The organism is Mesorhizobium cantuariense (assembly GCF_042647205.1).
GTDB lineage: Bacteria > Pseudomonadota > Alphaproteobacteria > Rhizobiales > Rhizobiaceae > Mesorhizobium > Mesorhizobium cantuariense.
In genome coordinates, this window is record NZ_JBHRVD010000001.1 from 7,194,831 (window position 1) to 7,218,369 (window position 23,539).

28 protein-coding genes are annotated in these 23,539 nt (G+C 62.6%); 12 read left to right on the forward strand and 16 right to left on the reverse strand.

Features of this window, described 5'->3' with window-relative positions; translation table 11 throughout:
• Positions 1 to 10 precede the first annotated feature (10 nt).
• Positions 11 to 712 carry a helix-turn-helix transcriptional regulator gene (locus tag ACFOJ9_RS35215; RefSeq protein WP_378986224.1) on the reverse strand — a complete coding sequence of 234 codons (702 nt, stop codon included), beginning with the start codon at positions 710 to 712 and terminating at the stop codon, positions 11 to 13.
• A gap of 128 nt (positions 713 to 840) precedes the next feature.
• Between ACFOJ9_RS35215 and ACFOJ9_RS35220 the strand changes: the two genes are divergently transcribed.
• The gene (locus ACFOJ9_RS35220; protein WP_378986226.1) at positions 841 to 1,476 is read left to right on the forward strand and encodes a LysE family translocator; all 636 of its coding nucleotides are present in this window, start codon (positions 841 to 843) and stop codon (positions 1,474 to 1,476) included.
• A gap of 38 nt (positions 1,477 to 1,514) precedes the next feature.
• On the opposite strand, the gene ACFOJ9_RS35225 is transcribed toward ACFOJ9_RS35220, so the two are convergent.
• From ACFOJ9_RS35225 to ACFOJ9_RS35235, 3 genes are all read right to left on the reverse strand, one after another.
• Positions 1,515 to 2,606, reverse strand: coding sequence for a 3-deoxy-7-phosphoheptulonate synthase (locus ACFOJ9_RS35225; protein ID WP_378986228.1), 1,092 nt, complete (start codon positions 2,604 to 2,606; stop codon positions 1,515 to 1,517).
• 217 nt (positions 2,607 to 2,823) lie between these two features.
• Entirely contained in the window at positions 2,824 to 3,246 is a 423-nt protein-coding gene (locus tag ACFOJ9_RS35230) for a type II toxin-antitoxin system VapC family toxin (protein ID WP_378986230.1), read from the reverse strand.
• Positions 3,243 to 3,509, reverse strand: coding sequence for a type II toxin-antitoxin system prevent-host-death family antitoxin (locus ACFOJ9_RS35235; RefSeq protein ID WP_292454106.1), 267 nt, complete (start codon positions 3,507 to 3,509; stop codon positions 3,243 to 3,245). The genes ACFOJ9_RS35230 and ACFOJ9_RS35235 overlap by 4 nt, the downstream gene beginning before the upstream one ends.
• A gap of 244 nt (positions 3,510 to 3,753) precedes the next feature.
• On the opposite strand from ACFOJ9_RS35235, the gene ACFOJ9_RS35240 reads away from it, so the two are divergent.
• Positions 3,754 to 4,038, forward strand: coding sequence for a hypothetical protein (locus tag ACFOJ9_RS35240; RefSeq protein WP_378986232.1), 285 nt, complete (start codon positions 3,754 to 3,756; stop codon positions 4,036 to 4,038).
• 94 nt (positions 4,039 to 4,132) lie between these two features.
• On the opposite strand, the gene ACFOJ9_RS35245 is transcribed toward ACFOJ9_RS35240, so the two are convergent.
• The 6 genes from ACFOJ9_RS35245 to ACFOJ9_RS35270 form a co-directional block, all read right to left on the reverse strand.
• Positions 4,133 to 4,927: an SDR family oxidoreductase gene (locus ACFOJ9_RS35245; protein ID WP_378986234.1), complete on the reverse strand. Its 795-nt coding sequence runs from the start codon at positions 4,925 to 4,927 to the stop codon at positions 4,133 to 4,135.
• Between the two features lie 20 nt (positions 4,928 to 4,947).
• A complete protein-coding gene (gene iolG / locus ACFOJ9_RS35250; RefSeq protein WP_378986236.1) occupies positions 4,948 to 5,943 on the reverse strand; it encodes an inositol 2-dehydrogenase in 996 nt (331 codons plus the stop codon).
• A 112-nt stretch (positions 5,944 to 6,055) separates the two neighbouring features.
• Positions 6,056 to 6,823 (reverse strand): ATP-binding cassette domain-containing protein, encoded by a 768-nt coding sequence (locus tag ACFOJ9_RS35255; protein WP_378986238.1) that lies wholly within the window; start codon positions 6,821 to 6,823, stop codon positions 6,056 to 6,058.
• A gap of 2 nt (positions 6,824 to 6,825) precedes the next feature.
• A complete protein-coding gene (locus tag ACFOJ9_RS35260; protein ID WP_378986240.1) occupies positions 6,826 to 7,902 on the reverse strand; it encodes an ABC transporter permease in 1,077 nt (358 codons plus the stop codon).
• Positions 7,903 to 8,000: 98 nt separating this feature from the next.
• On the reverse strand, positions 8,001 to 8,942 hold the full coding sequence (locus tag ACFOJ9_RS35265) for a sugar ABC transporter substrate-binding protein (protein WP_378986242.1): 942 nt from the start codon (positions 8,940 to 8,942) through the stop codon (positions 8,001 to 8,003).
• Between the two features lie 540 nt (positions 8,943 to 9,482).
• Positions 9,483 to 10,514, reverse strand: a complete 1,032-nt coding sequence (locus ACFOJ9_RS35270; RefSeq protein WP_378986244.1) for a LacI family DNA-binding transcriptional regulator — start codon at positions 10,512 to 10,514, stop codon at positions 9,483 to 9,485.
• A 167-nt stretch (positions 10,515 to 10,681) separates the two neighbouring features.
• Between ACFOJ9_RS35270 and ACFOJ9_RS35275 the strand changes: the two genes are divergently transcribed.
• From ACFOJ9_RS35275 to ACFOJ9_RS35285, 3 genes are read left to right on the forward strand one after another with little or no spacing between them, the layout of a single operon-like run.
• Complete coding sequence (locus ACFOJ9_RS35275; RefSeq protein ID WP_378986246.1) at positions 10,682 to 11,773, forward strand: fatty acid desaturase family protein; 1,092 nt, start codon at positions 10,682 to 10,684, stop codon at positions 11,771 to 11,773.
• Positions 11,774 to 11,805: 32 nt separating this feature from the next.
• Positions 11,806 to 12,120 (forward strand): MocE family 2Fe-2S type ferredoxin, encoded by a 315-nt coding sequence (locus tag ACFOJ9_RS35280; protein ID WP_378986248.1) that lies wholly within the window; start codon positions 11,806 to 11,808, stop codon positions 12,118 to 12,120.
• The gene (locus tag ACFOJ9_RS35285; RefSeq protein WP_378986250.1) at positions 12,117 to 13,355 is read left to right on the forward strand and encodes an NAD(P)/FAD-dependent oxidoreductase; all 1,239 of its coding nucleotides are present in this window, start codon (positions 12,117 to 12,119) and stop codon (positions 13,353 to 13,355) included. The genes ACFOJ9_RS35280 and ACFOJ9_RS35285 overlap by 4 nt, the downstream gene beginning before the upstream one ends.
• A 61-nt stretch (positions 13,356 to 13,416) precedes the next feature.
• On the opposite strand, the gene ACFOJ9_RS35290 is transcribed toward ACFOJ9_RS35285, so the two are convergent.
• From ACFOJ9_RS35290 to hslV, 6 genes are all read right to left on the reverse strand, one after another.
• Positions 13,417 to 14,376, reverse strand: coding sequence for a DUF1402 family protein (locus ACFOJ9_RS35290; RefSeq protein ID WP_378986252.1), 960 nt, complete (start codon positions 14,374 to 14,376; stop codon positions 13,417 to 13,419).
• Positions 14,377 to 14,609: 233 nt separating this feature from the next.
• Positions 14,610 to 15,923, reverse strand: coding sequence for an ATP-dependent protease ATPase subunit HslU (gene hslU, locus ACFOJ9_RS35295; protein ID WP_378986254.1), 1,314 nt, complete (start codon positions 15,921 to 15,923; stop codon positions 14,610 to 14,612).
• Positions 15,924 to 15,927: 4 nt separating this feature from the next.
• Positions 15,928 to 16,527: a DUF2585 domain-containing protein gene (locus ACFOJ9_RS35300; RefSeq protein ID WP_378986256.1), complete on the reverse strand. Its 600-nt coding sequence runs from the start codon at positions 16,525 to 16,527 to the stop codon at positions 15,928 to 15,930.
• A gap of 50 nt (positions 16,528 to 16,577) precedes the next feature.
• On the reverse strand, positions 16,578 to 17,738 hold the full coding sequence (locus ACFOJ9_RS35305) for a hypothetical protein (protein ID WP_378986258.1): 1,161 nt from the start codon (positions 17,736 to 17,738) through the stop codon (positions 16,578 to 16,580).
• Positions 17,735 to 18,247: a GNAT family N-acetyltransferase gene (locus ACFOJ9_RS35310; RefSeq protein ID WP_378986260.1), complete on the reverse strand. Its 513-nt coding sequence runs from the start codon at positions 18,245 to 18,247 to the stop codon at positions 17,735 to 17,737. Before ACFOJ9_RS35310 ends, ACFOJ9_RS35305 begins: the two co-directional genes overlap by 4 nt.
• Before the next feature lie 50 nt (positions 18,248 to 18,297).
• Entirely contained in the window at positions 18,298 to 18,849 is a 552-nt protein-coding gene (hslV, locus tag ACFOJ9_RS35315; protein WP_378986262.1) for an ATP-dependent protease subunit HslV, read from the reverse strand.
• A gap of 213 nt (positions 18,850 to 19,062) precedes the next feature.
• Between hslV and hisB the strand changes: the two genes are divergently transcribed.
• From hisB to hisF, 7 genes are read left to right on the forward strand one after another with little or no spacing between them, the layout of a single operon-like run.
• Complete coding sequence (hisB, locus tag ACFOJ9_RS35320; protein ID WP_378988272.1) at positions 19,063 to 19,662, forward strand: imidazoleglycerol-phosphate dehydratase HisB; 600 nt, start codon at positions 19,063 to 19,065, stop codon at positions 19,660 to 19,662.
• Between the two features lie 4 nt (positions 19,663 to 19,666).
• A complete protein-coding gene (locus ACFOJ9_RS35325; protein WP_378986264.1) occupies positions 19,667 to 20,143 on the forward strand; it encodes a DUF2628 domain-containing protein in 477 nt (158 codons plus the stop codon).
• 1 nt (position 20,144) lies between these two features.
• Positions 20,145 to 20,795 carry an imidazole glycerol phosphate synthase subunit HisH gene (gene hisH / locus ACFOJ9_RS35330; RefSeq protein WP_378986266.1) on the forward strand — a complete coding sequence of 217 codons (651 nt, stop codon included), beginning with the start codon at positions 20,145 to 20,147 and terminating at the stop codon, positions 20,793 to 20,795.
• A 5-nt stretch (positions 20,796 to 20,800) separates the two neighbouring features.
• Positions 20,801 to 21,091, forward strand: a complete 291-nt coding sequence (locus tag ACFOJ9_RS35335; RefSeq protein WP_127414701.1) for a DUF1330 domain-containing protein — start codon at positions 20,801 to 20,803, stop codon at positions 21,089 to 21,091.
• Positions 21,092 to 21,095: 4 nt separating this feature from the next.
• Positions 21,096 to 21,845, forward strand: coding sequence for a 1-(5-phosphoribosyl)-5-[(5-phosphoribosylamino)methylideneamino]imidazole-4-carboxamide isomerase (hisA, locus tag ACFOJ9_RS35340; RefSeq protein WP_378986268.1), 750 nt, complete (start codon positions 21,096 to 21,098; stop codon positions 21,843 to 21,845).
• Entirely contained in the window at positions 21,842 to 22,678 is an 837-nt protein-coding gene (locus ACFOJ9_RS35345; RefSeq protein WP_378986270.1) for an arginase family protein, read from the forward strand. The genes hisA and ACFOJ9_RS35345 overlap by 4 nt, the downstream gene beginning before the upstream one ends.
• Complete coding sequence (gene hisF, locus ACFOJ9_RS35350) at positions 22,675 to 23,469, forward strand: imidazole glycerol phosphate synthase subunit HisF (protein ID WP_378988275.1); 795 nt, start codon at positions 22,675 to 22,677, stop codon at positions 23,467 to 23,469. Before ACFOJ9_RS35345 ends, hisF begins: the two co-directional genes overlap by 4 nt.
• Positions 23,470 to 23,539: the final 70 nt, after the last annotated feature.

Here is a 23,539-nt window from a genome sequence, read left to right on the forward strand (position 1 = left end):
GAAGGTCGCTTCAGACGGCGGCGGCGGCGGTGTTCGTCTCCCAGCCGTTGACCCAGACCTGCCGCAACCGGTCGCCTTCGCCCTTGAACCGCAACCCCGTCGCCTGGCAATCCTCGATCCGGTCGCTGCGGAAATTTCGGATCGCCTGGCGCAGTTCGCACCAGGCGACGATGTTGGCGGTTTCGGCGTAGTAGATCAGGGCGATCGGGCGGACGAGGCGCTCGGAGGCGCGGCCCATTTCGTCGCGATAGGACAGGTCGAGCTTCTCCTCGTCGCGGATGGCGCGGCGCACCAGCGCCAGATCGATCGCACCGGTCGAGGGCGCGGCGAACCCCCACGCATGCAGTGCATTGGCGTCGAACGCCTGGCGCAAGGGCGGCGGCACCGCACCGGCGATCTTGGCACTGACGCGCTTGGCCGCCTGCTTGAGCTCGCTGTCCCCGGTGCGCTCCAGCAGCGCGAGCGACAGGACGATCGCCTCCATCTCCTCGATCGAAAACATCAGCGGCGGCAGATCGAAGCCGGGGCGCAGTATGTAGCCGATGCCACGCCCGCCCTCGATCGGCACGCGCATCGCCTGCAGTGCTGCGATATCGCGATAGATCGAGCGCACCGTCACTTCCAGCCGCTCGGCAATCGTTGCCGCCGTCACCGGCTGCCGCGCTAGCCGCACGATCTGGATGATCTCGAACAGCCGTGACGCCTTGCGCATTTTTCACCCGGGTTCCGATCGCAACTGACACACCATCGTCAGTTGGGTAGACCTATAGGAGCGCCTATCGAGTTGAGAATCAACACATTCCGCCGCGGCCTGGCCGGGCGAAGCGACAGGCAACTGACATGGACTACGCGGAAAACCTCTGGCTCTTCGGTCTCCTCCTGTTCGGCATCATCATCGTGCCCGGCATGGATATGCTTTTCGTGCTTGCCAATGCGCTAACCGGTGGCGGCAACAGAGGACTTGCCGCGACCGGCGGCATCATGCTGGGCGGCATGGTGCATACGCTGAACGGCACGCTCGGCGTCGGCCTGCTGATGCATTTCGTGCCGATCCTCTACAATCCGCTGCTGATTGCCGGCGCCGCCTACATGGCCTTTATCGGGCTTTCGCTGATGCGCAGTTCGATCAAGGTTGGCCATAATGGACCTGCCGGCAGCCGCTCCGCATGGAAGGCGTTTCGCCAGGGGGTGGTGATCTGCCTGATCAATCCGAAGGCCTATCTCTTCGTCTTCGCGGTCTATCCGCAATTTCTGAAGCCGGACTACGGTCCGATCTGGATGCAGGCGACCATCATGGGATTGATGACGATTGCCATGCAGTTCGCCGTCTATGGCGGACTTGCCATATCAGCCGGTCGCAGCCGAAATCTGCTGGTCGCCAATCCCCGCGCGACCGCCTTTGCCGGCCGGGCGGCGGGGCTGCTTCTGGTTGCGGTTTCCGTACTCACCGCTTGGGAAGGGTTGAGGGCGGCGTGATTCTTGCACGCGCCGCCCTTCCCATGCCGCCATCCGTATCAGGCCGCTCCCTGCCGGCTGTCGATCATGGCGCGGCGCTCGGAGCGGCGCCACTCGACGGCGCCGGCTAGGCCATGCAGCACCGTCTCGGTGGTCGCCCAGTCGATGCAGCCATCGGTGATGCTCTGGCCATAGACGAGCGGCTTGCCTGGCACCACATCCTGCCGGCCGGCGACGAGATTGCTCTCGATCATCAGGCCGATGATGCGTTCGTCGCCTGCCGCGACCTGGCCGGCGACATCGGCCGCGACCTTGGGCTGGTTCTCGGGCTTCTTGGCCGAGTTGGCGTGGCTGACGTCGATCATCAGACGGGGCGCGACACCGATGCGGGCAAGCTCCGTCGAGGCCGCCTCGACACTCGCCGTGTCATAATTCGGTTGAACGCCGCCGCGCAGGATGATGTGGCAGTCCTCATTGCCCGTTGTCGTCGCGATGCCACTGCGTCCGCCCTTGGTCACCGCCATGAAATGATGCGGCTGGGCGGCGGATTTCACCGCCTCGGCGGCGATCCGCAGATTGCCGTCGGTGCCGTTTTTGAAGCCGACCGGGCAGGACAGGCCGGAGGCAAGCTCGCGGTGAATCTGGCTCTCTGTGGTGCGCGCGCCGATGGCGCCCCAGGCGACGAGGTCGGCAATGTACTGCGGCGTGGTCATGTCGAGGAATTCGGTCGCTGCCGGCAGGCCGAGATTGTTGACGGCGGAGAGCACGTTGCGCGCCATCCTCAGTCCCTTGTCGATGTTGAAGCTTCCATCGAGGTCGGGATCGTTGATCAGGCCTTTCCAGCCGACCGTCGTGCGCGGTTTCTCGAAATAGACCCGCATCACGATCTCCAGCCGGTCCGACAGGCTCTCGCGCAGCGCCGCCAGACGGCTGGCATAGTCCACGGCGGCGACCGGATCGTGGATCGAGCACGGGCCGACGATGACAAGCAGCCGATCGTCGGTACCGTTCAAAATAGCGTGGATCGCGTTGCGCGACGCGGTAATGGTGCGCGTCGCCGTCAGCGTGCGCGGTATCTCCCGCATCACCTGGTCCGGCGTACTCAATTCCCTGATTTCCTTGACCCGAAGGTCGTCTGTGGTGGTCAACACGGCTTTCTGCTCCTGTTTGGGAACCTGCCGGCTGAAAACAAAAAAGCCGCCAGGTATGGCGGCTGTTCGGATCTTGTTGCTGCAATCTTCAGATCGAGCGCAATCCTCCCGCCGCCAGCGAGCTCCTAAAGTACCAATACGTGGCGGTCAGGTTGATCATGCGGTTCATATAGTCGAAGCCGAAGCGTTTGTCACCTGTCTGATGAGGCGACTGAGGTCATGCAGTCCAGGGATCGAAGAGTTCAATTCCAAAGCCCTCGAAATCCTTCATATTGCGCGTCGCCAAGGTGAACTCCTGCGCAATCGCCGTGGCTGCGATCAGGCCGTCCATCGACGACAGACCGCGACCGCGGCGCTTCGCAAGCCCCATCAGGTCACCCCAGGCCAAGGCGACTTGTTCATCCACCGGAAGAACCCTCTGCTCGAAGCGCTGCGGCAGGTCGCGAGCGAGCCATTCGGCCAGGGCCTCACGTTTCCGGCCCTCATCCATGAGGGCGACGCCGCGCCGGATCTCTGCGATCGAGACGACGCTGATGAATGAGCGGTCCTCATCAAGCCCGCTCAGCCAGTCCAGAACGCGTGCGTCCGGCGCCGGCCTTGTCACCTCGGACAGGACATTCGTGTCGAGCAGCAGCCTCACAGCGGCAGATCACGCGGTTCGTCGCGCTGACGCTCCAGGTCGAGATCGGCGCCGCGCAGCGGCGACTCCAGCAGGAACTCCGCAAGCGTACCCTTGCGCGCGGTCTTACGCTGCCATTCCTCGGCCGAGACGACAACCACGCTTGGTTTGCCGTTTCTGGTGATCGTCTGCGGCGAAGACTGCGCGCGCTCGATAACCTCCGAGAGTCGGGCTTTTGCCCCGGCGACCGTCCAGTTGGTATTCTCTTTGGGCGCAGACAGCATTGCGACCTCCATGACTAGTCTGACTATCTTGACTATATGGGAATGGCGATGCGGTGGGAACAGGGAAGTGCACAAGACGCCGAAAATGTCGCCTGCAATGGTGACAGGCGTTTTTCAAGCCCCTCTGGCCAATGGACGATCTTTGCAAGATGATGGGTGTTGTTGCTCCGAAACCGGGAAAGCGCGGCCCTACAAAACGAAAGCCGTCGCCTGATGCCGATAAAGATAGCACGGGGAGGGCGGCGTGAAGCGCGCGTTTCTATTTGGCCTCGCGGTCCAGCTAATCGTCATTAGCGCGGTCTTTCTTGTTTTTGATGACCTAATGATGCCAATGACGCGGTCTCCGATCATTGGCATTGTCGCATTGTGTTTGGGCGTCGCGAGCGTATTTTTCGCTTGGAAGGCGACTCCTCATCCGTCCTGGTTGGTCAAAATTGGGATGTGGATTGCTGGTTTTCTCGCCATCTACGCTGTAATCCCCGTCATCGAGGTCGGCTTCGTGCTGATCAGTGCGCTTATTTCCAACTGAGACACTACCGGCGCTCAGAGCCCGGATGCGTGATGGTTTGGTCGCACCGACGCACGGCCGAGCTTGTTCTGGACGCGAGGCTGCTCGGTTGCTGCTACTCGGGCGACGCCCCTGCAATGCTCTGGTCGTAGTCGACCAGCGATCCGGTCATGACGCCCGACTGCGGGCTGACCATGTAGCTGATCAGCCGTGCAAGCTGATCCGGCTTGACCAACTGGCCCATCGGCTGCGCGGCTTCGGCCTTTGCCAGCCAGTCGTCCGACGCATCGTGCCACTTCTTCTGCACGATGTCTTCGCCCTCGGTGTCCATCCAGCCGGGCAGCACCGCGTTGCAACGGATGCGGTTGTAGCGATAGGCATTGGCGACGTTCTTGGTCAGCGTCATCAGCGCGCCCTTGCTGGTCGAATAGGGCGTCAGGAACGACTGGCCGGTATGCGCCGACATCGACAGCACATTGACGATCGAGCCGGGTGCCTTCTTCTCCAGCAGGTGCGCCACCACGCCCTGCATCAGGAAAAACGGCCCGCGCACATTGGTGTCGAAGATCATGTCGAACAGCTCTTCGCTGGTTTCGACCAGTGAACCGCGCGCCGATGTCGCGGCGGCATTGACCAAGGCGTTGATGGTGCCGAAATGCGAGATCGCGGTCGCCACCGCACGCTTGCAGTCGGCCACATCAGAGACGTCGGCGCTGATGAAGATCGCGTCGACGCCCGATTTCTTGAAATGGGCGACAGCCTTGTCGCCCTTCTCCTGCGAGCGGCCGATGAGCGCCAGCGCCCGGCAGCCTTCGTCGGCCAGCGCTTCGGCCACGGCAAAGCCGATGCCTTGCGCGCCGCCGGTGACGATGGCGCGCGTTTTTGAATTGCGATCGGCTGTCCCGCTCATCGCTCTGCTCCTGTGGGTTCTTACTTGTCGAGACGGACGGTCTTGCCGGTCGTTGCCGACTTCAGCGCCGCATCCGCCAGCTTCAGCGCCACGAGCCCATCCGCCCCGCTCGGTGCAGCCTTCTTGCCGGATGTCGCCGCGGCGATGAAGGCAGCGATCTCATTGGCATAGGCGTCGAGATAGCGGGTCATGAAGAAGTCGTGCAGAGGCGGGCGCGTATAGCCCTTCTCGTTGGCCAGCTCGATCGACACCGGGCGCTGGTTCTCGGCCGCGACCATCCCTTTCGAGCCATGCACCTCGATGCGCTGGTCGTAGCCATAGGTGGCGCGGCGCGAGTTGGAGATGACGGCCTGCTTGCCGGAAGCGGTTTCGAGGATGACGCTGACGCTGTCGAAATCGCCGGCAGCACCGATCTTCTTGTCGACCAGCACCGAGGCATGGGCGCTGACCGCCACCGGCTCCTCGCCGAGCAGGAAGCGCGCCATGTCGAAATCATGGATGGTCATGTCGCGAAAAATGCCGCCCGAACGCTTGATGTAGTCGATCGGCGGCGCGCCCGGATCGCGCGAGGTGATGGTGACCATCTCGACGGTGCCGATGGCGCCGTCGTCGATCGCCTTGCGCACGGCGGCGAAGTGCGGATCGAAGCGGCGGTTAAAACCGACCATCAGCGTCGCCTTGGTTTTCTCGACCACGGCCAGGCACTTCTCGACGCGCTTGACGTTGAGGTCGATCGGCTTCTCGCAGAAGATCGCCTTGCCGGCCTTGGCGAAACGCTCGATCAAGTCGGCATGTGTGTCGGTCGGCGTGCAGATGACGACGGCGTCGATATCCGCCGATTTTTCGATGGCGTCGATCGTACGCACTTCAGCGCCATAGGCCGATGCCAGTTCCTTTGCCGCCTTCTCGAACGCATCGGCCACAGCAACCAGTTTGGCCTGAGGGTTGGAGCCGACGGCCCGGGCGTGGACCTTGCCGATGCGGCCGGCACCGAGGAGGGCGAAGCGGAGAGTCATGGAATGTCCTTTGAGGGTGGTTCGAAGCGGCGCGCCGGTTAAGGGGCGCGGGTGATTTTTGGTCAAGACAAGATCGACAGGGAGGCGGTGACCACCGCCTCCGCGCCCGGCCTCAAGCCGCGAGTTCGGCCTCGCCGGTCTTTGCGCCGGTGATGTAGGAGACGATATCGTTTCCGTCGGTGTCCTGCTTGCGCAGATTGGCGACGATGCGGCCGCGCCGGAACACGACGATGCGGTCGCAAAGGTCGAACACCTGGCGCATGTTGTGGCTGATCAGGATCAGCGGCTCGCCATTGTCCTTCAGCGTGCGGATGATGTTCTCGACCTGCGCGGTCTCCTGCACGCCGAGTGCCGCCGTCGGTTCGTCCATGATGATCAGCTTGGAGGCGAAGGTCGCGGTCCGGGCGATCGCCACGCACTGGCGCTGGCCACCGGACATGTGGCGGATGGTGTTGGACAGATTGGGGATCTTCACCGCCGTGCGGATCAGCGCCGCCTCGGTCGCCTTGCGCATATACTTGCGGTCCAGGATCGAGAACGGGCCGAGGTTGAACAGCACCTTTTCGCGGCCGAGGAACAGGTTCGACGGCACGTCGAGATCGTCGGCCAGCGCCAGATTCTGGAACACCGTCTCGATGCCGGCCGTGCGGGCCTCGATCGGCCCGGTGAAATTCACTTCCTTGCCGTCGAACCAGATCTGGCCGCTGGTGCGTTGCTCGACGGCGGTGATCTGGCGCACGAAGGTCGACTTGCCGGCGCCGTTGTCGCCCATGATGGCGACATGTTCGCCCTTGCGCAGCTCGAAGTTCGCGCCCTCCAGCGCATGCACGCCGCCATAGCGCTTGGTCAGGTTTTCGGTCTTCAGGACGATGTCTGACATGGTCAAGCCCTCATTGCCCGCAGGCGTTGGCGCCACTGGTCGAGAACGACCGCACCGACGATGATCACGCCCTTGACCATCTCCTGGTAGTAGGCGTCGAGGCGCAGGAAGGTGAAGCCGGAGATGATGACGCCGAAGATCAGCGCGCCGATCACCGTGCCGACGATCGAGCCGCGGCCGCCCGACAGCGAGACGCCGCCGATGACCGCCATGGCGATGGCGTCGAGTTCGTACATCACGCCCATGCCGGACTGCGCGGTCAGGTTCTTGGAGCTCAGCACCACGGCGGCGAGCGCGGCAAGCACGCCGGCGATGACGTAGACCAGGATCTTGTGGTTGGCGATCTTGATGCCGGACATGCGCGCGGCGTCCTCGTTGGAGCCGATCGCGTAACAATGCTTGCCGTAGCGTGTGTAGGTCATGATCAGATGGAACAGCACCGCCAGCGACAGGAAGATGATGACGGGCATCAGGCCTTTGCCGATGGCCGCGAAACCCTCGGTGGGAAACGAGATCGGTTGGCCCTTGGACCACCATTTGGCGATGCCGCGCGCGGTGACCATCATGCCAAGCGTGGCGATGAAAGGCGGAATGCGCGTGTAGGCAATCAAGGCGCCGTTGACCAGGCCGGCAAACAGGCCGCAGCCGATTGCCACCAGCACCGGCACGATGACAGGCAGGTCGGTCCAGCCCTGCGCCAGGAACATCGCCTTCGGGTTGGGGTTGCCGTTGACCAACGCCACCTGGGCAAAACTCATGGCGATCATTGCGGTGGCGCCGACGATCGAGCCCGAGGACAGGTCGATGCCGCCGGTGATGATCACTTGCGTCACGCCGATGGCGATGATGCCGACGATCGAGACCTGCAGGATGATGATCTGCAGCCGTGCCTCGTTGAAGATCGCGCTGACGTCGCTGCGGGTGTTGAACAGGAAACTGTCGCCGAGAAAGACCCGGCCGATCAGTTCGAAGGCGATGACGAGGATGACAAGCGCCAGGAAGACATTGAGTTCGGCCGGCCATGAGCGCTTCTTCGCATCATAGCCTACTCCGCCGACGCCATGAGATGTCTGTGCCAAATCTTCTGTCCTCCGTCAGCCGCGGTCGCCCTCGCTGCCTTGCTGGCGCTGAGGGAAAGAGGAGCGGCGCTGTGAGCGCCGCTCCGTATGTCCGATGCTCAGTTCTTCTTCAGGAACTTGTCGATGTTGGCCGGCGTCACCAGCTGGAAGGGGACGTAGACCTTGTGTTCGACCTTCTCGCCCTTGGCCAGCTTGAGCGCCGCATCAAGTGCGCCTGCACCCTGGCCGGCCGCGTCCTGGAACACGGTGACGTCAAGGTCGCCTGCCTGCATGGCGGCAAGCGCGTCCTGGGTGGCATCGACGCCGCCGACGACAACCGTCTTCATGTCGATGTTGGCGGCCTTCATCGCCTGGATGGCGCCGATGGCGCTTTCGTCATTGTTGGCGATCACGCCATCGAACGGCTTGCCGGTCGACAGCCAGTTGGTCATCAGGTTCTGGGCCTCGTCGCGGTTCCAGTTCGACGTCTGCTTGTCGATGATCTTGATGAAGCTGCAATCCGGCGTGGCGATGACGTCGTCGATGTCCTTGGTGCGCTGCACGGCGGCCTGGTTGGAAAGCTCGCCCATGATCACATAGACATTGGCTTCCTTCTTGCCGGCTTCCTTGAACAGGCGGCAGACTTCCTTGGTCTCGAGCGTGCCGGAATCGGCCTCGTTCGAGGCAACGAAGGCCTGATTGTCCGGCAGCGTGTCGACATTGACCGGCTCGCGGTTGACATAGACCAGCGGAATCTTGGCGGCCGCCGCGGCATCCGACATCGCCTGCGTGGCCGAAGTGTCGACCGGATTGACGATGATGGCGTCGACGCCCGAAGCGGCGAAGTTCTTGATCTGGTCGAGTTGCTTGGCGACGTCGTTCTGCGCGTCCTCGACTTGCAGCTCAACGCCGCTCATGCCCTTGGCCTGCTCGATCATGCCGTTGCGCAGCACGGTCAGGAAGTTGTCGTCGAATTTGGCCATCGAGACGCCGATCTTGGCGGCCATGGCGGATGAACTCATCAGCGCCGCGAAAGCGACGCCCAAAAGCAGTTTCTTCATTTTATCTCTCCTCCACTCTTGGTGTCCGGTTTCACCGATCTATCCGGAATCCCCGATCTCCCCGGGGAATCTCTCCCTGATATCGTTTCTGTTCCGGGTGGCGTCTTTGCCTTTGGACGCCAAACCCTCTGTCTGAAACAGATGTTCCGGAACGAAAGAACCAAAATACACAGTTGGTGAAATATTTATTCCATTTTGCCTTGAGGCGTCAAGGGAGATTCCAAAACCGGGTGGAGGAATTTCGGAGGATGGCACCCATCACTTCGTCATCCTAGGGCGGAGCAAGGAGCGGAGCGACGCGGCGCAGACCCTAGGATCCATGCCGCGACCGTCGCCGAAGGACGGGGCGGCGAGGAAAGCCGTCTGACGAGATGCTTGCTAGTTGTCCGCCGGTTCGAAAAGCGCTCATTCTGATCCGCCTTCGTTTGTCATGAATGCAACGGCATGGATCCTCGGGTCTGCGCCGCGTCGCTGCGCTCCTTGCTCCGCCCGTGGATGACGAAGTTTAGGCGTCTCAGCCGATCTTTGAACGTCAGAGCCCTAAATATTCTCCGGCAAATAAATATCGAACGGCAGGAAGGTCTGGCCTGGCGCATTCGCGGCACCCGTCTCGATGGCGTGCGCCATCAGGTCGAGCAGTTCGCGGCACAGCGCCGCCAATGGCGTCGAGATCACCATCGTCAGGACGCCGTCGGCCAGGGCGGAGCGCGACGTCGCGTTGATCTCGTTGCAGATGACCGCGGGCATCTCGGCCGGCTTTGCCTGCCTGAGTGCCGCGACCGCGCCCTCCATGCCGCCGCCGGCGACATAGCAGCCCACCAGGTCAGGGTGGCGGCTGAGGAGATCGAGCAGCGTGTCCTGGGTAATCTCGTTGGCCTCGAGATTGACCAGCGTCTCGAGCAAGGTGAATTCCGGCGCCTGCTCGCGAAAGAACGAGCGAAAGCCGATCTCGCGCAGTTCGTGGCCATGGAAGCGGTGGCTGCCGACGAAAAGGGCAACCTTGCCCGGCCGCCTTGCCGCCTTCGAGATCATCCAGGCCGCGCTGCGGCCGACCTTGCGGTTATCGAGGCCGACATAGCCTTCGCGGATGCCGGCGGCGAAGTCGGACAACAGGGAAAACACCGGCAGCCCTTTCGCCTTCATCTCCTCGACGGCAACCGTCAGCGTCGGATGATCCGGCCCGACCAAAGCGACGGCCCTGCATTTGGCCGCCAGCCTGCGTGCGCGCTCGACGATTTCGTCGGGGGCGAGCGAATCCGCAAAGTCGATTGTAGCGACGCCGCGGAAACGAGGCGAGCGCGACACGGCAAGCTCAAGCTCGCGTGCGAACTCGCTGTAGAAGACATAATTGCCCTTGAGCAGCAGGAAGCCGAGCCGGTACTCGGGCAATTCATGGCGCATCCGCTGCTTGATCAGGCCGGCGGCGTGATAGCCAATCTCGGTCGCCGCCTCGTAGACGCGGCGCGCCGTTTCCTCGCGCACCGGCAGGCGACTGTTGAGCACGCGGTCCACCGTGGCAACACTGACACCGGAGATGCGCGCCAGGTCGGTTATGGTCGGCCGTTTCGCCATGCTTGCCTCATTGGATTGCCTGAGGTTTCCTACATCATTCTGATAGGAAATGATAGAAACTATCTTTGTGATGTTGAGTCTATCATCGGTCGGCGTTATTTTGAGGCTCGAAGTGAAGGAATGTCCGGCAGTCGCTCTGGCGAATGCCTTTGCCGAGGGAGGCAATCATGTCCACTGCGCCGTCCCGGCGTGACTACAGCCTGATCGGCCGCGACGCCAAGCTCGCCGTCGAGACTGGCCTGTCGGCGGCTGAGTGGTATCACACGGACGTGTCCCGCAAGCAGATGAAGGAGCTGATGCAGCGCTCCGACGGGCCGGCGATCCGCGATACCATCATCTGGTTCGCCGCCCTGATCGTCAGCGGCGCCGGCGGTGCCTGGTTCTGGGGCACATGGTGGTGCGTGCCGTTCTTCTTCGTTTATGGCATCCTCTACGGCTCATCCACCGATTCACGGTGGCATGAATGCGGTCACGGCACCGCTTTCCGCACGCAATGGATGAATGATGCGGTCTATCAGATCGCCTGCTTCATGATCATGCGCAATCCGGTGACCTGGCGCTGGAGCCACACGCGCCACCACACCGACACCATCATCGTTGGCCGCGACCCGGAAATCTCGGTCATGCGGCCGCCGGATCTGCTGCGCGCCGTCCTCGGCTTCGTCGGCGTGCTCGACGCCTGGCATGCGATGAGCGACATGCTGCGCAACGCCGCCGGCAACATCAGCGCGGCGGAAAAGACCTTCATTCCCGAACAGGAACAGCCAAAGGCGATCCGCATCGCCCGCATCTGGACGGCGATCTATGCCGTCACCATCGCGCTGGCACTGTATGCCGGTTCGCTCCTGCCCTTGATGCTGGTAGGCCTGCCCAGGCTCTATGGCGCCTGGCATCACGTCATGGTCGGGCTGCTGCAGCATGGCGGCCTGGCCGACAATGTCACCGATCATCGGCTGAACAGCCGCACGGTCTACATGAACCCGATCAGCCGCTTCATCTACTGGAACATGAATTATCATGTCGAGCATCACATGTTCCCGATGGTGCCCTATCATGCGCTGCCGAAGCTGCACGAACTGATCAAGCACGACCTGCCGGCGCCGACACCGTCGATCCTGGCCGGGTATCGCGAGATGATCCCGGCCTTCCTGCGCCAGTTGCGCAACGAGGACTATTTCCTCAAGCGCGAGCTGCCGCCGACCGCCAGGCCTTATCGAGAGGAATTCCACGACAACGCCGTCGCCGCCGCGGCGGAATGAACGTGCGATCATCCGTTTCCAGGGAGGACTGAATGAGTGACTGGGTCGAGGCCTGTGCCACCGGCGACATCGACGAGGAGGATGTGATGCGCTTCGATCATGGCGGCCGCACCTTCGCCATCTATCGCAGCCCCGACGACGAGTTCTTCGCCACCGACGGCCTTTGCAGCCACGAAAAGGTGCATCTGGCCGACGGGCTGGTGATGGACGACATCATCGAGTGCCCCAAGCACAATGGCCGCTTCAACTACAAGACGGGTGACGCTCGCGGCGCGCCGGTCTGCGTCAACCTGAAAACCTATACGGTCAAGGTAGATGCCGGCAAAGTTCTGATCCAGATCGGATGACTGATATGGCGCGGGGAATGGTCATCATCGGCGCCGGCGAATGCGGTGGGCGCGCGGCACTTGCGCTACGTGAGCTGGGATACGACGGCCCGGTGACGCTGGTCGGCGACGAACCGCATCTGCCCTACGAGCGCCCGCCGCTGTCCAAGGAAGCGATGGCCAGCGAAGCACCCGAGATCAAGGCGATCACCAGCGACGAGGCGCTGGCCGAAAAGTCGATCCGGCATATCCATTCCGTACGAGTCGTCGCGATCGATCGCGAAGCGCATGCGGTGCGTCTGTCGGACGGTTCGGTCCTGCCCTACGGCAAGCTCCTGCTGGCAACCGGTTCGACGCCGCGCAAGCTGCCGATGCCGGGGCTGGGTCCGCGCTGCGTCTATCTCAGAACCTTCACTGACGCGCTCGCCATTCGCGCCCATCTCACCGCCGGCAACCGCATCGCAATCATCGGTGGAGGCTTCATCGGTCTCGAACTCGCCGCCGCGGCACGCAAGCTCGGCGCCGCGGTCACCGTCATCGAGGCGCAGCCGCGCATCCTAATGCGCGGCGTTCCGGCCGAGATCGCAGGGATTATTCATGATGCGCATGTCGCCGAGGGTGTCGACATTCTGTGCGGCGGCGGCATCGCCGCCATCGCCGATGACGGCAAGCAGGTGCGCGTCACACTTGCCGGTGGGCAAGAAATATCAGCCGATCTCGCCATCATCGGCATCGGCGCGGTGCCGGTGACCGCGCTGGCGGTGGAGGCAGGGCTGACGATCGACAATGGCATCGCGGTCGATGCCGAGCTTCGCACCACCGATCCCAACATCTTTGCCGCCGGCGACTGCTGCTCGTTTCCGCTCGCCGTCTATGGCGGCCGCCGCGTGCGGCTGGAAGCCTGGCGCAACGCCCAGGAGCAGGGCGCGCTGGCGGCGAGGAACATGCTGGGCGCCGGCGAGGCGCATGCCGCGGTGCCGTGGTTCTGGTCGGATCAATATGGCTTGTCCCTGCAGATAGCGGGGCTTTCCGACGAAGGCCGCAGCATTGTGCGGCGCGATCTCGGCGACGGTGCCTTCATCCTCTTCCATTTGGCGCAAGACGGCAGGCTGGTGGCGGCCAGCGGCATCGGCCCCGGCAACGCGGTCGCCCGCGACATCAGGCTGGCCGAAATGCTGATCGGCAAGCGGGCCAAGCCGGCGCCGGAAGCGCTGGGATCGCAAGCCGTCAAGCTGAAGTCGTTGCTGGCAGCCTGAGTGAAGGGAGAAGGAGTTGGCCTACCCTCCCCACAAGGGGGAGGTAGAGGGCCATGCCCCTCTAGAACAGCGCCTTCAGCTCCGGCAGTTTGTCGTTGACCAGCCAGCCGTAATAATTTTCTTCCGGCAACTTTACCGGCTCGCCGGCGGCGCTGCGCCTGTCGTTCTCCGCCTTCAGCGCATCGGCGCGCTGCTCCGGATTGCCGACATTGTAGAGCGTGGCGGTCAGCCCCGGATTGCCCGAAATGTCGAAGCCGGCAATGCTTTTGTAGGCATCGATCGATTTCTTGATCGTCGCGGCGACGTAAGGCAGCGTCAGGTCGGGATCCATGATGGTCTTGTAGACCGAGTTGGGATCGCCGACGTCGAGCTTCGGCAGGCCGGAAACCTTGTGCACGAGATCGCTCATCTGCAATGCGGTCAGAGGATTGAGCTGGCCGAGGCCGAAGGTCTGCCCGGCATAATAGGGCTGGAAGAAGGTGGCGCCGAAGCGGTCGTCGGGAAAGCTTGTCCCGCCGACGCTCTTGCCGCGAAACGAATGGTTCCAAACCTGCTCGCGGCATTCCCACAGATCGTAGCTATCGGACATCCCGGCGCATTTTTTGAATTCCGGCCGCTGCACGAAATCGGTGATGTCCTCGCCGTCATAGGCGAAGGAGAGCTTGCTGGAGAGATAGGAGATCGCCTTGACGTAGTAGGTCTGCAGCCGGTCATAGGCGTCGACATTGTAGGTGTGCTCGCCGACGATGGCGCCGACAATGTGCAAGGGATCGATGCCGTAGGTGGCTGCTGCCTTCTTGATCTTGCCGCGCAGATCGGCGTCGTTCTGCAGCAAGGCATAAACCTTGCGGTACTTCGCCTGGAAGGTGGTGTTGGTCGCCTGCGTGCGCCGGCTGGAGGCACCGGGTATGTCGGGCTGCTCCGCATTGCGGTTTCCCGGCGGCACCAATGTCGCCGCGTCGGCAGCGAACAGCGTCGCCACCAGCGTCAAGCCGAGAATGATCAAGATCAGTTTTTTCATGCGCCGCCGCCCAAGCAATTCCAGGAAAAGTGTGAAACGGTTTTCCGTCCGGAATTGCGTCAACCAAGAGATCGAGAATTGCCGCGCAAACTAGGTAAAGCTCTTGGTTGAGTCGAGAGCGCCCCTTCGCACAGCGAGACGAAAGGTGGCCGGATGATACCATCCGGCCACACATCAAACTGTTTGCCGGATGGTGTTGCCTGGACCGGCGCCGGAACGACCGGCGCCGCGCTTTAAAGGATGAACCGCGACAGGTCGGTATTCCTGGACAGGTCGCCGACATGCTTTTCCACATAGGCGGCATCGATGGTGACGCTCGTTCCGTTGCGGTCAGGCGCGTCGTAGGAGATTTCGTCCAGCACCCGTTCCATCACCGTCTGCAGCCGCCTTGCGCCGATATTCTCGACGCTGGCGTTGAGGTCGACGGCGATGCCGGCCAGCGAATCGATGGCATCGTCGGTGAAGGTCAGGTCGACGCCCTCGGTCTTCATCAGCGCGATATACTGCTTGATCAGGCTGGCTTCGGTCTCGGTCAGGATGCGGACGAAATCGTCCTTCTCCAGCGCCCGCAGCTCGACACGGATCGGCAGGCGGCCCTGCAATTCCGGCAACAGGTCTGACGGCTTGGAAACGTGGAAGGCGCCGGAGGCGATGAACAATATGTGGTCGGTCTTCAACGGCCCGTATTTGGTCGCCACCGTGGTGCCTTCGATCAGCGGCAGCAGATCGCGCTGCACGCCTTCGCGGGAAACGCCTGCGCCCATGCCGCCTTCACGCGACGCGATCTTGTCGATCTCGTCGAGGAAGACGATGCCGTCATTCTCCGTCGCATCGAGCGCCCGGCGCACCACCTCGTCCTGGTCGAGCAGCTTGTCGGATTCGTCGTTGACCAACAGGTCGTAGGACTCCTTCACCGTCGTCTTGCGCGTCTTGGTCTTCTTGCCGCCCATCGCCTTCGACAGCATGTCGTTGATGTTGAGCACACCGATATTGGCGCCCGGCATGCCGGGGATCTCGAAGCCTGGCATGCCGCCATTGCCGGTGTCGGCAACCTCGACCTCGATCTCCTTGTCGTCGAGCTCGCCGTCGCGCAGCTTCTTGCGGAAACTATCGCGGGTGGCCGGGCTCGCCGTCTTGCCGACCAGCGCTTCCAGCACGCGTTCCTCGGCGTTGATGTGGGCGCGTGCCTTGACGTCCTCGCGCATCTTCTCGCGCACCAGGCCGATGGCGATCTCGACCAGGTCGCGGATGATCTGCTCGACGTCGCGGCCGACATAGCCGACTTCGGTGAACTTGGTCGCCTCGACCTTGACGAAAGGCGCACCGGCCAGACGCGCCAGGCGGCGCGAGATCTCGGTCTTGCCGACGCCGGTCGGCCCGATCATCAGGATGTTCTTCGGCATCACCTCTTCGCGCATCTGGCCTTCCAGCTGCTGGCGGCGCCAGCGGTTGCGCAAGGCAATGGCCACGGCGCGCTTGGCGTCCTTCTGGCCAATGATGAAGCGGTCGAGCTCCGAAACGATTTCGCGGGGAGAAAATGTCGTCATGTCACTAAATTCCACTTTGCCACTGCTTGATGGCCTCGAACGGATGCAGCAGCATGATCACGTTGAGTGTCAGATTGTCCCGGATGAGATAGCCGGTACCGAGTTCGAAGAGGATGGCGAGGCTGACGATCACCCATATAGGTAGCTTTCGCGCCATCACAAATCCCAGCACCATGGCCAGTGTGTCCGACACCGAATTGATGATGCTGTCGCCGTAATAGTCGAGCGAGATGGTGCCGGCGCGATAGCGCTCGATGATGAACGGGCTGTTTTCGAGCAGCTCCCAACCGCCTTCGATCAGAACCGCGAAGGCCAGCCTCAAGCCGACCGGCGAGCGCGGGAACAGGAACCTTGCCAAGGCGTAAAACAGGAAGCCGTGGATGAGGTGCGAGAACGTATACCAGTCCGAAATATGCTGGGAATTCTCCGAACTTTGCACGACGCCGTGCCAGAGCTTGACGTAGCCGCAGGTGCAGATCGGCGTCCGGCCCATGCCGTAGAGCGCCCCCGCTTGGAAGATGATCAGAGCGAGGACGAGCAGAAGCCCCATCCGCCAGCTGTCTTCATAGGCTGAATAGCTGTTGGCCTTGACCGGTGTTGTCATCACGTCATTCCCCCTCTTCCCCGTCGCCGTCTCGACCATCACAAAGCCCGTCACGCCTTCAGCGGCGGTAGCCGGCGGATCACGGCCGCCGGCAAAGTGGGTTTGACGACAATCCGCCGGATACGCTGCCAGCCAGCCCCGAACAGAATAATCAGCGCGCCGACAACGACCAGGATCAAGGCAAAAGGCGGGATACCCGTCGAATCGGAGGCGGAATTCACCAGATAATAGATACCCAGCGACCCGAAGTAAGCCAATGTAGGAACCAGAAGCGAACGGCGGTCTATGGCAAGCGCAACATAGAGGAAGCCAAGGATCAGAATCGTCAGCATGATGGTTGCATTGGCATCCGGCTCGATATGTCCGAATACGACGTTCTGGCCGGTTGCCATGATAAAGAGCGGATGCACCAGCATGGGCGCCGAAACGACATGCAGCCAGAAAGCGCAATCGGACCAGATCTTGCGTCGGTCCCTGTCGTAAATGTCAAAAGCTACACCCGTTGCGAACACGATCAGGCCGCAGATCAGCGGCATGTAGAGTGCGGCGCGGAGCAATTCGGGAACATCCTCGAGGCGTGGCGGCGCAATCGCGCCCGTTGTCACACTGTCATACAGGATTATCGCCGTTTGCAGGAAGGCAAGCAGTGTGAAGGCGATGGCGATAGCCCCGGCAATGATGGGGACGCGAAAGCGCCAGAAATAGATCGCCGCCGCAATTATTCCTCCGCCCAGGAACAGATATCCGGCCCGGGACGCCGTCTGGCGCAACGCCAATAGCTGCCAGATAGTCTCCGGCTTGCGTATGCCGAAGCTGGCCTCCACTTGTAGCGCCAGAGCGACCAGAATGGCGGCCATGAAAATCAGGGCAAGCACGGACGACGATAATTTCATCCGGTGCTGACGCGTGACAATTTCGGCGAGCCCCCAGGTGAAAACCGCGAGGATGCCAGCGATCCAGAATGTTTGGCCTGGAAGCAAGGTGGTGAGGACAAAGAAGAAGCCGGCGCTGAGCAGAACGGTTCCCACGGTGACGAACAGATCGTTGCCGCCGCCGACCAGCCGCAGGTTTTCCTCGTCGCCCTCATCATCGGCGCGCCTGGCCTCGGGGACGAGAGCGACCGCGCGTTCCATGACCTCCAGCTGATCCCTCAGGGTCTGCGAGATCAAACCTTTCGCGACTGCCTTGTCGAGTGTTTCGGCGCTGATCAATTGGGCTCCTGTGGCGCGTCGCGCGCCATCATCAAGGTCGGCCCGTATTCCGTTGTTCTGGTGTCAAAGGCGGCAAAGCCGGCTTTCTCATAAGCGCGGATCGCTGGTGCATTGTTCGGATCCGGGTCGATGATGACGCGCGGCACGCCTTCCTCGAAAAGCTGTTCGACGAACTGACGCACGATTGCCGAGCCATGGCCGAGCCCGACAAGCTCCGGCACGCCGATCGACAGATCGATGCCGAGCGTGCCGAACGGCTGGTCGGCATAGGGATGGTCGTCTTCCAGATGCGGATCATAAGTCTGCAGATAACCGATCGGCTTGCCGTCGAGTTCGATAATCAGCGGCTCGACGGAAATCGAGTCGACGTGCTCGCGGATCTGCGCGATCTCGATCTCGGGATCGTCCCACCACTCGGCGACATGCGGCTCGGCGAGCCAGCCGGCGATCATCGGCAGGTCTTTCTCGGTCACCGGCCGAAAATCATAGCTATCTTCTTGTTGGACCATGATCTTTCCCGAAAACCGGTTTCCACTTTTCGGGATCATGGTCGGCCTGCTCAGGCGACATCGAGCGTTTCGACGACGAAGCTGTTGTTGGTGTAGACGCAGATGTCGGACGCGATCTGCATCGCCTTGCGGGCAATCTCCTCGGCATCCTTGTCGCTGTCCATCAGCGCGCGTGCCGCCGCCAGCGCAAAATTGCCGCCCGAACCGATGGCCATGACGCCAAATTCGGGTTCGAGCACGTCGCCGGTGCCGGTCAGCGCCAGCGAAACCGACTTGTCGGCCACCAACATCATCGCTTCCAGCCGGCGCAGATAGCGGTCGGTTCGCCAGTCCTTGGCGAGCTCGACGCAGGCGCGCGTCAGCTGGTCGGGATATTGTTCGAGCTTGGCTTCGAGCCGCTCCAGAAGCGTGAAGGCGTCGGCCGTCGCGCCGGCGAAACCGGCGATCACATTGCCGCCCTTGCCGATGCGGCGGACCTTTTTGGCGTTGCCCTTCATGATGGTCTGGCCAAGGCTGACCTGGCCGTCGCCGGCGATCACCACCTTGTTGCCCTTGCGCACCGTCACGATGGTCGTGGCGTGCATGGTCAGTTCATTGGACATTTCCTGGCTCCGAGCAGCGCTATCCCAAAAAGGCGATTGGCGCGGTACGAGTGATTTGATCGGCCATATGTATGCATGGGCCCGGTGATTGCAAACCGCTCGATAGCGACCGGGATGGCAACTGGCAATCGCCGGATCATGCTGCTAGAAGGCTCTCGTTTTCAAGCCGGTGCAGGCTTGGATCGCATGAAACCCTGGGACAAGGACAAGGTCATGTCGCCCCGTTCCGCCGAAGTCAGCCGCAAGACCAAGGAAACCGATATCGCGGTATCGGTCCATGTCGACGGCTCAGGCACGTCAGACATCGCGACAGGGGTCGGTTTCTTCGACCATATGCTGGACCAGCTGTCGCGCCATTCGCTGATCGACATGACGGTCAGGGCCACGGGCGATCTGCACATCGACGATCACCACACGGTCGAGGACACCGGCATCGCGCTCGGCCAGGCGCTGGCCAAGGCGCTCGGCGAGCGGCGCGGCATCATGCGCTATGCCTCGATCGACCTTGCCATGGACGAGACGCTGACGCGCGCGGCGATCGACGTTTCCGGCCGTCCGTTCCTGGTTTGGAACGTTTCCTTCTCGTCGCCGAAGATCGGCACGTTCGACACCGAACTGGTGCGCGAGTTCTTCCAGGCGCTGGCACAGAATGCCGGCATCACTCTGCATGTCACCAATCATTATGGCGCCAACAACCACCATATCGCCGAAACCTGCTTCAAGGCAGTGGCGCGTGCGCTGCGCGCTGCTCTCGAACGCGATCCGCGCCAGCCGGACGCGGTTCCTTCCACCAAGGGGTCGTTGAAGGGGTAAGGTTATGGCCATCTATGTCGTGATGGAACCGCCCGGCCGCAGTGAGAAGGTCGATGCAACGGCCTTTGTCCGCGATGGCTTCGCCTGGCTGGGTTTTCTGGTGCCGCCACTATGGTTCGCCTGGCATCGGCTGTGGATCGAAGCAGCACTCACCTTCGTCATCATGGGCCTGCTTTCGATGCTTGGCCAAAAGCTCGGCCTTGGGCTGGCCGGCTCGCTGCTGTCGCTGCTGGTTTCGCTCTATGTCGGACTGGAAGGGCAGGGCCTGCGCATCGCGGCACTTCGCCGACGCGGCTGGCACGAATGGGGCGTGGTTCAGGCCGGCAGGCTTGATGAGGCCGATATACACTATGCGCTGGAGGCGGAAGCGCTTGCCGATGAGGCCGCACCGGTGCAACGCATGGTTCCGGACCCTGCCCTGGCGCGGCCCGCGCAGCCGGGCATTGCGCTGGGGCTGACCCACATCCCGGGAAGAAGCTGACATGCGGGTTGCGATCATCGACTACGGCTCGGGCAATCTGCGCTCGGCCACCAAGGCCTTCGAGCGCGCCGCGCGTGAAGCCGGCATATCGGCGGAAATCGACCTGACATCAGATGCCGACCGGGTCCACACCGCCGACCGCATCGTCCTGCCCGGCGTCGGCGCCTATGCCGACTGCGCGGCCGGCTTGCATGCCGTCGAAGGCATGTGGGAAGCGGTCGAGGAAGTCGCTGTTCGTAAAGGCCGGCCCTTCCTCGGCATCTGCGTCGGCATGCAGCTGATGTCCGAGCGCGGCCTGGAAAAGACAATTACCAACGGCTTCGGCTGGATATCAGGCGACGTCAAGGAGATCACGCCCGCCGATCCGGCGCTGAAAATCCCGCAGATCGGCTGGAACACGATCGAGCTCAAACGCCAGCATCCGCTGTTTGCCGGCATACCGACTGGCGCGGGCGGGCTGCACGCCTATTTCGTCCATTCTTACCATCTCGATGCGAGCAAGCCCGACGAGGTGCTGGCGTTTGCCGACTATGGCGGCCCGGTGACGGCCACCGTCGCCCGCGACAATCTCGTCGGCACGCAATTCCACCCTGAAAAGAGCCAGGCGCTGGGCCTTGCCCTGATCACCAATTTCCTGCGCTGGAGGCCCTGAAAACCATGAGCAAGAAGGGCTACTGGATGGCGATGATCGATGTCCGCGATCCGGAGGTTTACAAGCAGTACATCGAGGCGAATGCCGTGGCCTTTGCGAAATTCGGTGCGAAATTCCCCGTGCGCGCCGGTCGCTATGAGAATCCCGAAGGACCAACCGGCAATCGCCATGTCCTGGTGGAGTTCGAATCCTACGACAAGGCGGTGGAATGCTATTATTCGCCGGAATATCAGCATGCCTCGAAATTCCGGCTTGCCGCCTCATCAGGCCATTTCGTCATCGTTGAAGGCGCCTGAACGGATGATCCTTTTCCCCGCCATCGACCTCAAGGACGGCCAATGCGTGCGCCTCAAGCACGGCGACATGGCCACCGCCACCATCTACAATGACGACCCGGCGGCCCAGGCCAAAGCCTTCGAGCAACAGGGCTTCGAATGGCTGCATGTCGTCGACCTCAACGGCGCCTTCCAGGGCCAGAGCGTCAACAGTGCGGCGGTCGGCGCCATCCTCAAGGCGACGAAAAACCCGGTGCAGCTCGGCGGCGGCATCCGCACGCTGGCGCAGATCGAGGACTGGCTTGATCGCGGGCTGGCCCGCGTCATCCTCGGCACGGTGGCGGTGCGCGATCCCGACCTGGTCAAGCAGGCCTGCAAGGCCTTCCCGGGCAAGGTGGCCGTCGGCATAGATGCCAAGGGCGGCAAGGTGGCCGTCGAGGGCTGGGCCGAGGCGTCGAGCCTCGGCGTCATCGAACTGGCGAAGAAATTCGAGGGCGCGGGCGTCGCCGCCATCATCTACACCGACATCGACCGCGACGGGGTGCTGACCGGCATCAACTGGGACGCCACCATCGACCTTGCCGACGCCGTGTCGATCCCGGTCATCGCGTCGGGCGGCCTCGCTTCGATCGCCGACATCGTGCGCATGACCATGCCCGACGCACAAAAGCTCGAAGGCGCGATCTCCGGCCGCGCGCTCTATGACGGCCGTATCGATCCGGCGGAGGCTCTGGCGATCCTGCAAGGCAGGCCGTCGGTGGAGACGCGACCGTGAACATCTCCATCATCCTCGCCTCCTACGACAGCGGCCACTATCATGGCGGCATGGGCCAGGGCCCGGACGCGCTGATATCAGGCGGTCTCGTCGACGCCCTGACGATGGCCGGCCATGACGTCGCGGTCGAGGACATAGGCAAGGTCGGAGACATCCAGGAGCGCGAGATCGCCACCGGTTTTGCCGTCTGCAACGCGGTTGCGGCCGAGGTTCGCCTTGCTCGCGATAATGGCCGCTTTCCCATCGTCCTTGCCGGAAATTGCCTGACCAGCGCCGGTGCGATCGCCGGTGAGGGCGCCGATGCGATCATCTGGGCCGATCAGCATGGCGACCTCAATACGCCCGAGACATCCACATATGGCTTTCTCGACGGCATGGCGCTGGCGACGGTGCTGGGCCTGTGCTGGCGGCCGATGGCATCAGCCATTCCCGGCTTCAAGCCGCTCGATCCGTCGCGCTGCGTGCTCGTCAACGCGCGCGATCTCGATCCGGCGGAAAAACAGCTTCTCGAGACATTGCCGATCGTCAGGACGGAATGCTCCGGGGTGGCCCAGGCGACCGAAAGACTGATGGTCGCCGGCGCTAAACGCGTGCACATGCATCTCGATCTCGACGTGCACGATCCCCGGGAGTTGCAGGCCAACCGCTACGTCACATCAGGCGGGCCGAGCCCGGAACAGCTGCGCGACGCGGTTTGCGCCATGGCGCTTGCGGTGCCGGTCGTCGGCATCACCGTCTCCGCCTACGATCCGGCTTTCGACGGGCAGGCCGATGTTCCGCCGCTGGTCGGCCAGTTGCTGAACGATCTCATCGCGACGATAGAAGGCCGCTGATGCTGAAAGCCCGTGTCATCCCCTGCCTCGACGTCAAGAACGGTCGCGTCGTCAAGGGCGTCAACTTCGTCGATCTCATCGACGCCGGCGATCCGGTCGAGGCGGCCAAGGCCTATGACGCGGCCGGTGCCGACGAGCTCTGCTTTCTCGACATCACCGCTTCGTCCGACAACCGCGAAACCATCTTCGACGTTATTGCCCGCACCGCCGAACAGTGCTTCATGCCGCTGACCGTCGGCGGCGGCGTGCGCCAGGTCGCCGACATCAGGAAGCTGCTGCTGGCCGGTGCCGACAAGGTGTCGATCAACACGGCGGCGGTGAAGAACCCGGATTTCGTCGCCGAGGCAGCCGACAAGTTCGGCAACCAGTGCATCGTCGTCGCCATCGATGCCAAGAAAGTGTCCGGCACCGGTGAAGCCGACCGCTGGGAGATCTTCACCCACGGCGGACGCGAAAAGACCGGCATCGACGCGGTCGAATTTGCTCAGCTGATGGTCGATCGCGGCGCCGGCGAGATCCTGCTGACGTCGATGGACCGTGACGGCACCAAGGCCGGCTACGACATCGCGCTGACGCGCGCGGTTGCCGACGCGGTGCGCGCGCCGGTTATCGCTTCCGGCGGCGTCGGCACGCTCGACCACATGGTCGAAGGCATTCGCGACGGTCATGCCGGCGCCGTGCTGGCGGCCTCCATCTTTCATTTCGGCACCTACACGATAGCGCAGGCCAAGGCGCATATGGCCCAAGCCGGGCTGCCGATGCGACTGGACTCCCTCGGCAATCGGTCTTAAAGCATGATCCCGAAAAGTGGGAACCGGTTTTCGGGAAAAGATCATGCTTAAACAAGCAGATAGATGACGG

Coding starts and splice junctions, on each gene's coding strand:
- ACFOJ9_RS35215 (WP_378986224.1), bottom strand. CDS start 712: ATGCGCAAGGCGTCACGGCTGTTCGAGATCATCCAGATCGTGCGGCTA.
- ACFOJ9_RS35220 (WP_378986226.1), top strand. CDS start 841: ATGGACTACGCGGAAAACCTCTGGCTCTTCGGTCTCCTCCTGTTCGGC.
- ACFOJ9_RS35235 (WP_292454106.1), bottom strand. CDS start 3,509: ATGCTGTCTGCGCCCAAAGAGAATACCAACTGGACGGTCGCCGGGGCA.
- ACFOJ9_RS35245 (WP_378986234.1), bottom strand. CDS start 4,927: ATGAGCGGGACAGCCGATCGCAATTCAAAAACGCGCGCCATCGTCACC.
- iolG (WP_378986236.1), bottom strand. CDS start 5,943: ATGACTCTCCGCTTCGCCCTCCTCGGTGCCGGCCGCATCGGCAAGGTC.
- ACFOJ9_RS35255 (WP_378986238.1), bottom strand. CDS start 6,823: ATGTCAGACATCGTCCTGAAGACCGAAAACCTGACCAAGCGCTATGGC.
- ACFOJ9_RS35265 (WP_378986242.1), bottom strand. CDS start 8,942: ATGAAGAAACTGCTTTTGGGCGTCGCTTTCGCGGCGCTGATGAGTTCA.
- ACFOJ9_RS35270 (WP_378986244.1), bottom strand. CDS start 10,514: ATGGCGAAACGGCCGACCATAACCGACCTGGCGCGCATCTCCGGTGTC.
- ACFOJ9_RS35275 (WP_378986246.1), top strand. CDS start 10,682: ATGTCCACTGCGCCGTCCCGGCGTGACTACAGCCTGATCGGCCGCGAC.
- ACFOJ9_RS35280 (WP_378986248.1), top strand. CDS start 11,806: ATGAGTGACTGGGTCGAGGCCTGTGCCACCGGCGACATCGACGAGGAG.
- ACFOJ9_RS35285 (WP_378986250.1), top strand. CDS start 12,117: ATGACTGATATGGCGCGGGGAATGGTCATCATCGGCGCCGGCGAATGC.
- ACFOJ9_RS35290 (WP_378986252.1), bottom strand. CDS start 14,376: ATGAAAAAACTGATCTTGATCATTCTCGGCTTGACGCTGGTGGCGACG.
- hslU (WP_378986254.1), bottom strand. CDS start 15,923: ATGACGACATTTTCTCCCCGCGAAATCGTTTCGGAGCTCGACCGCTTC.
- ACFOJ9_RS35300 (WP_378986256.1), bottom strand. CDS start 16,527: ATGACAACACCGGTCAAGGCCAACAGCTATTCAGCCTATGAAGACAGC.
- ACFOJ9_RS35310 (WP_378986260.1), bottom strand. CDS start 18,247: ATGGTCCAACAAGAAGATAGCTATGATTTTCGGCCGGTGACCGAGAAA.
- hslV (WP_378986262.1), bottom strand. CDS start 18,849: ATGTCCAATGAACTGACCATGCACGCCACGACCATCGTGACGGTGCGC.
- hisB (WP_378988272.1), top strand. CDS start 19,063: ATGTCGCCCCGTTCCGCCGAAGTCAGCCGCAAGACCAAGGAAACCGAT.
- ACFOJ9_RS35325 (WP_378986264.1), top strand. CDS start 19,667: ATGGCCATCTATGTCGTGATGGAACCGCCCGGCCGCAGTGAGAAGGTC.
- hisH (WP_378986266.1), top strand. CDS start 20,145: ATGCGGGTTGCGATCATCGACTACGGCTCGGGCAATCTGCGCTCGGCC.
- ACFOJ9_RS35335 (WP_127414701.1), top strand. CDS start 20,801: ATGAGCAAGAAGGGCTACTGGATGGCGATGATCGATGTCCGCGATCCG.
- hisA (WP_378986268.1), top strand. CDS start 21,096: ATGATCCTTTTCCCCGCCATCGACCTCAAGGACGGCCAATGCGTGCGC.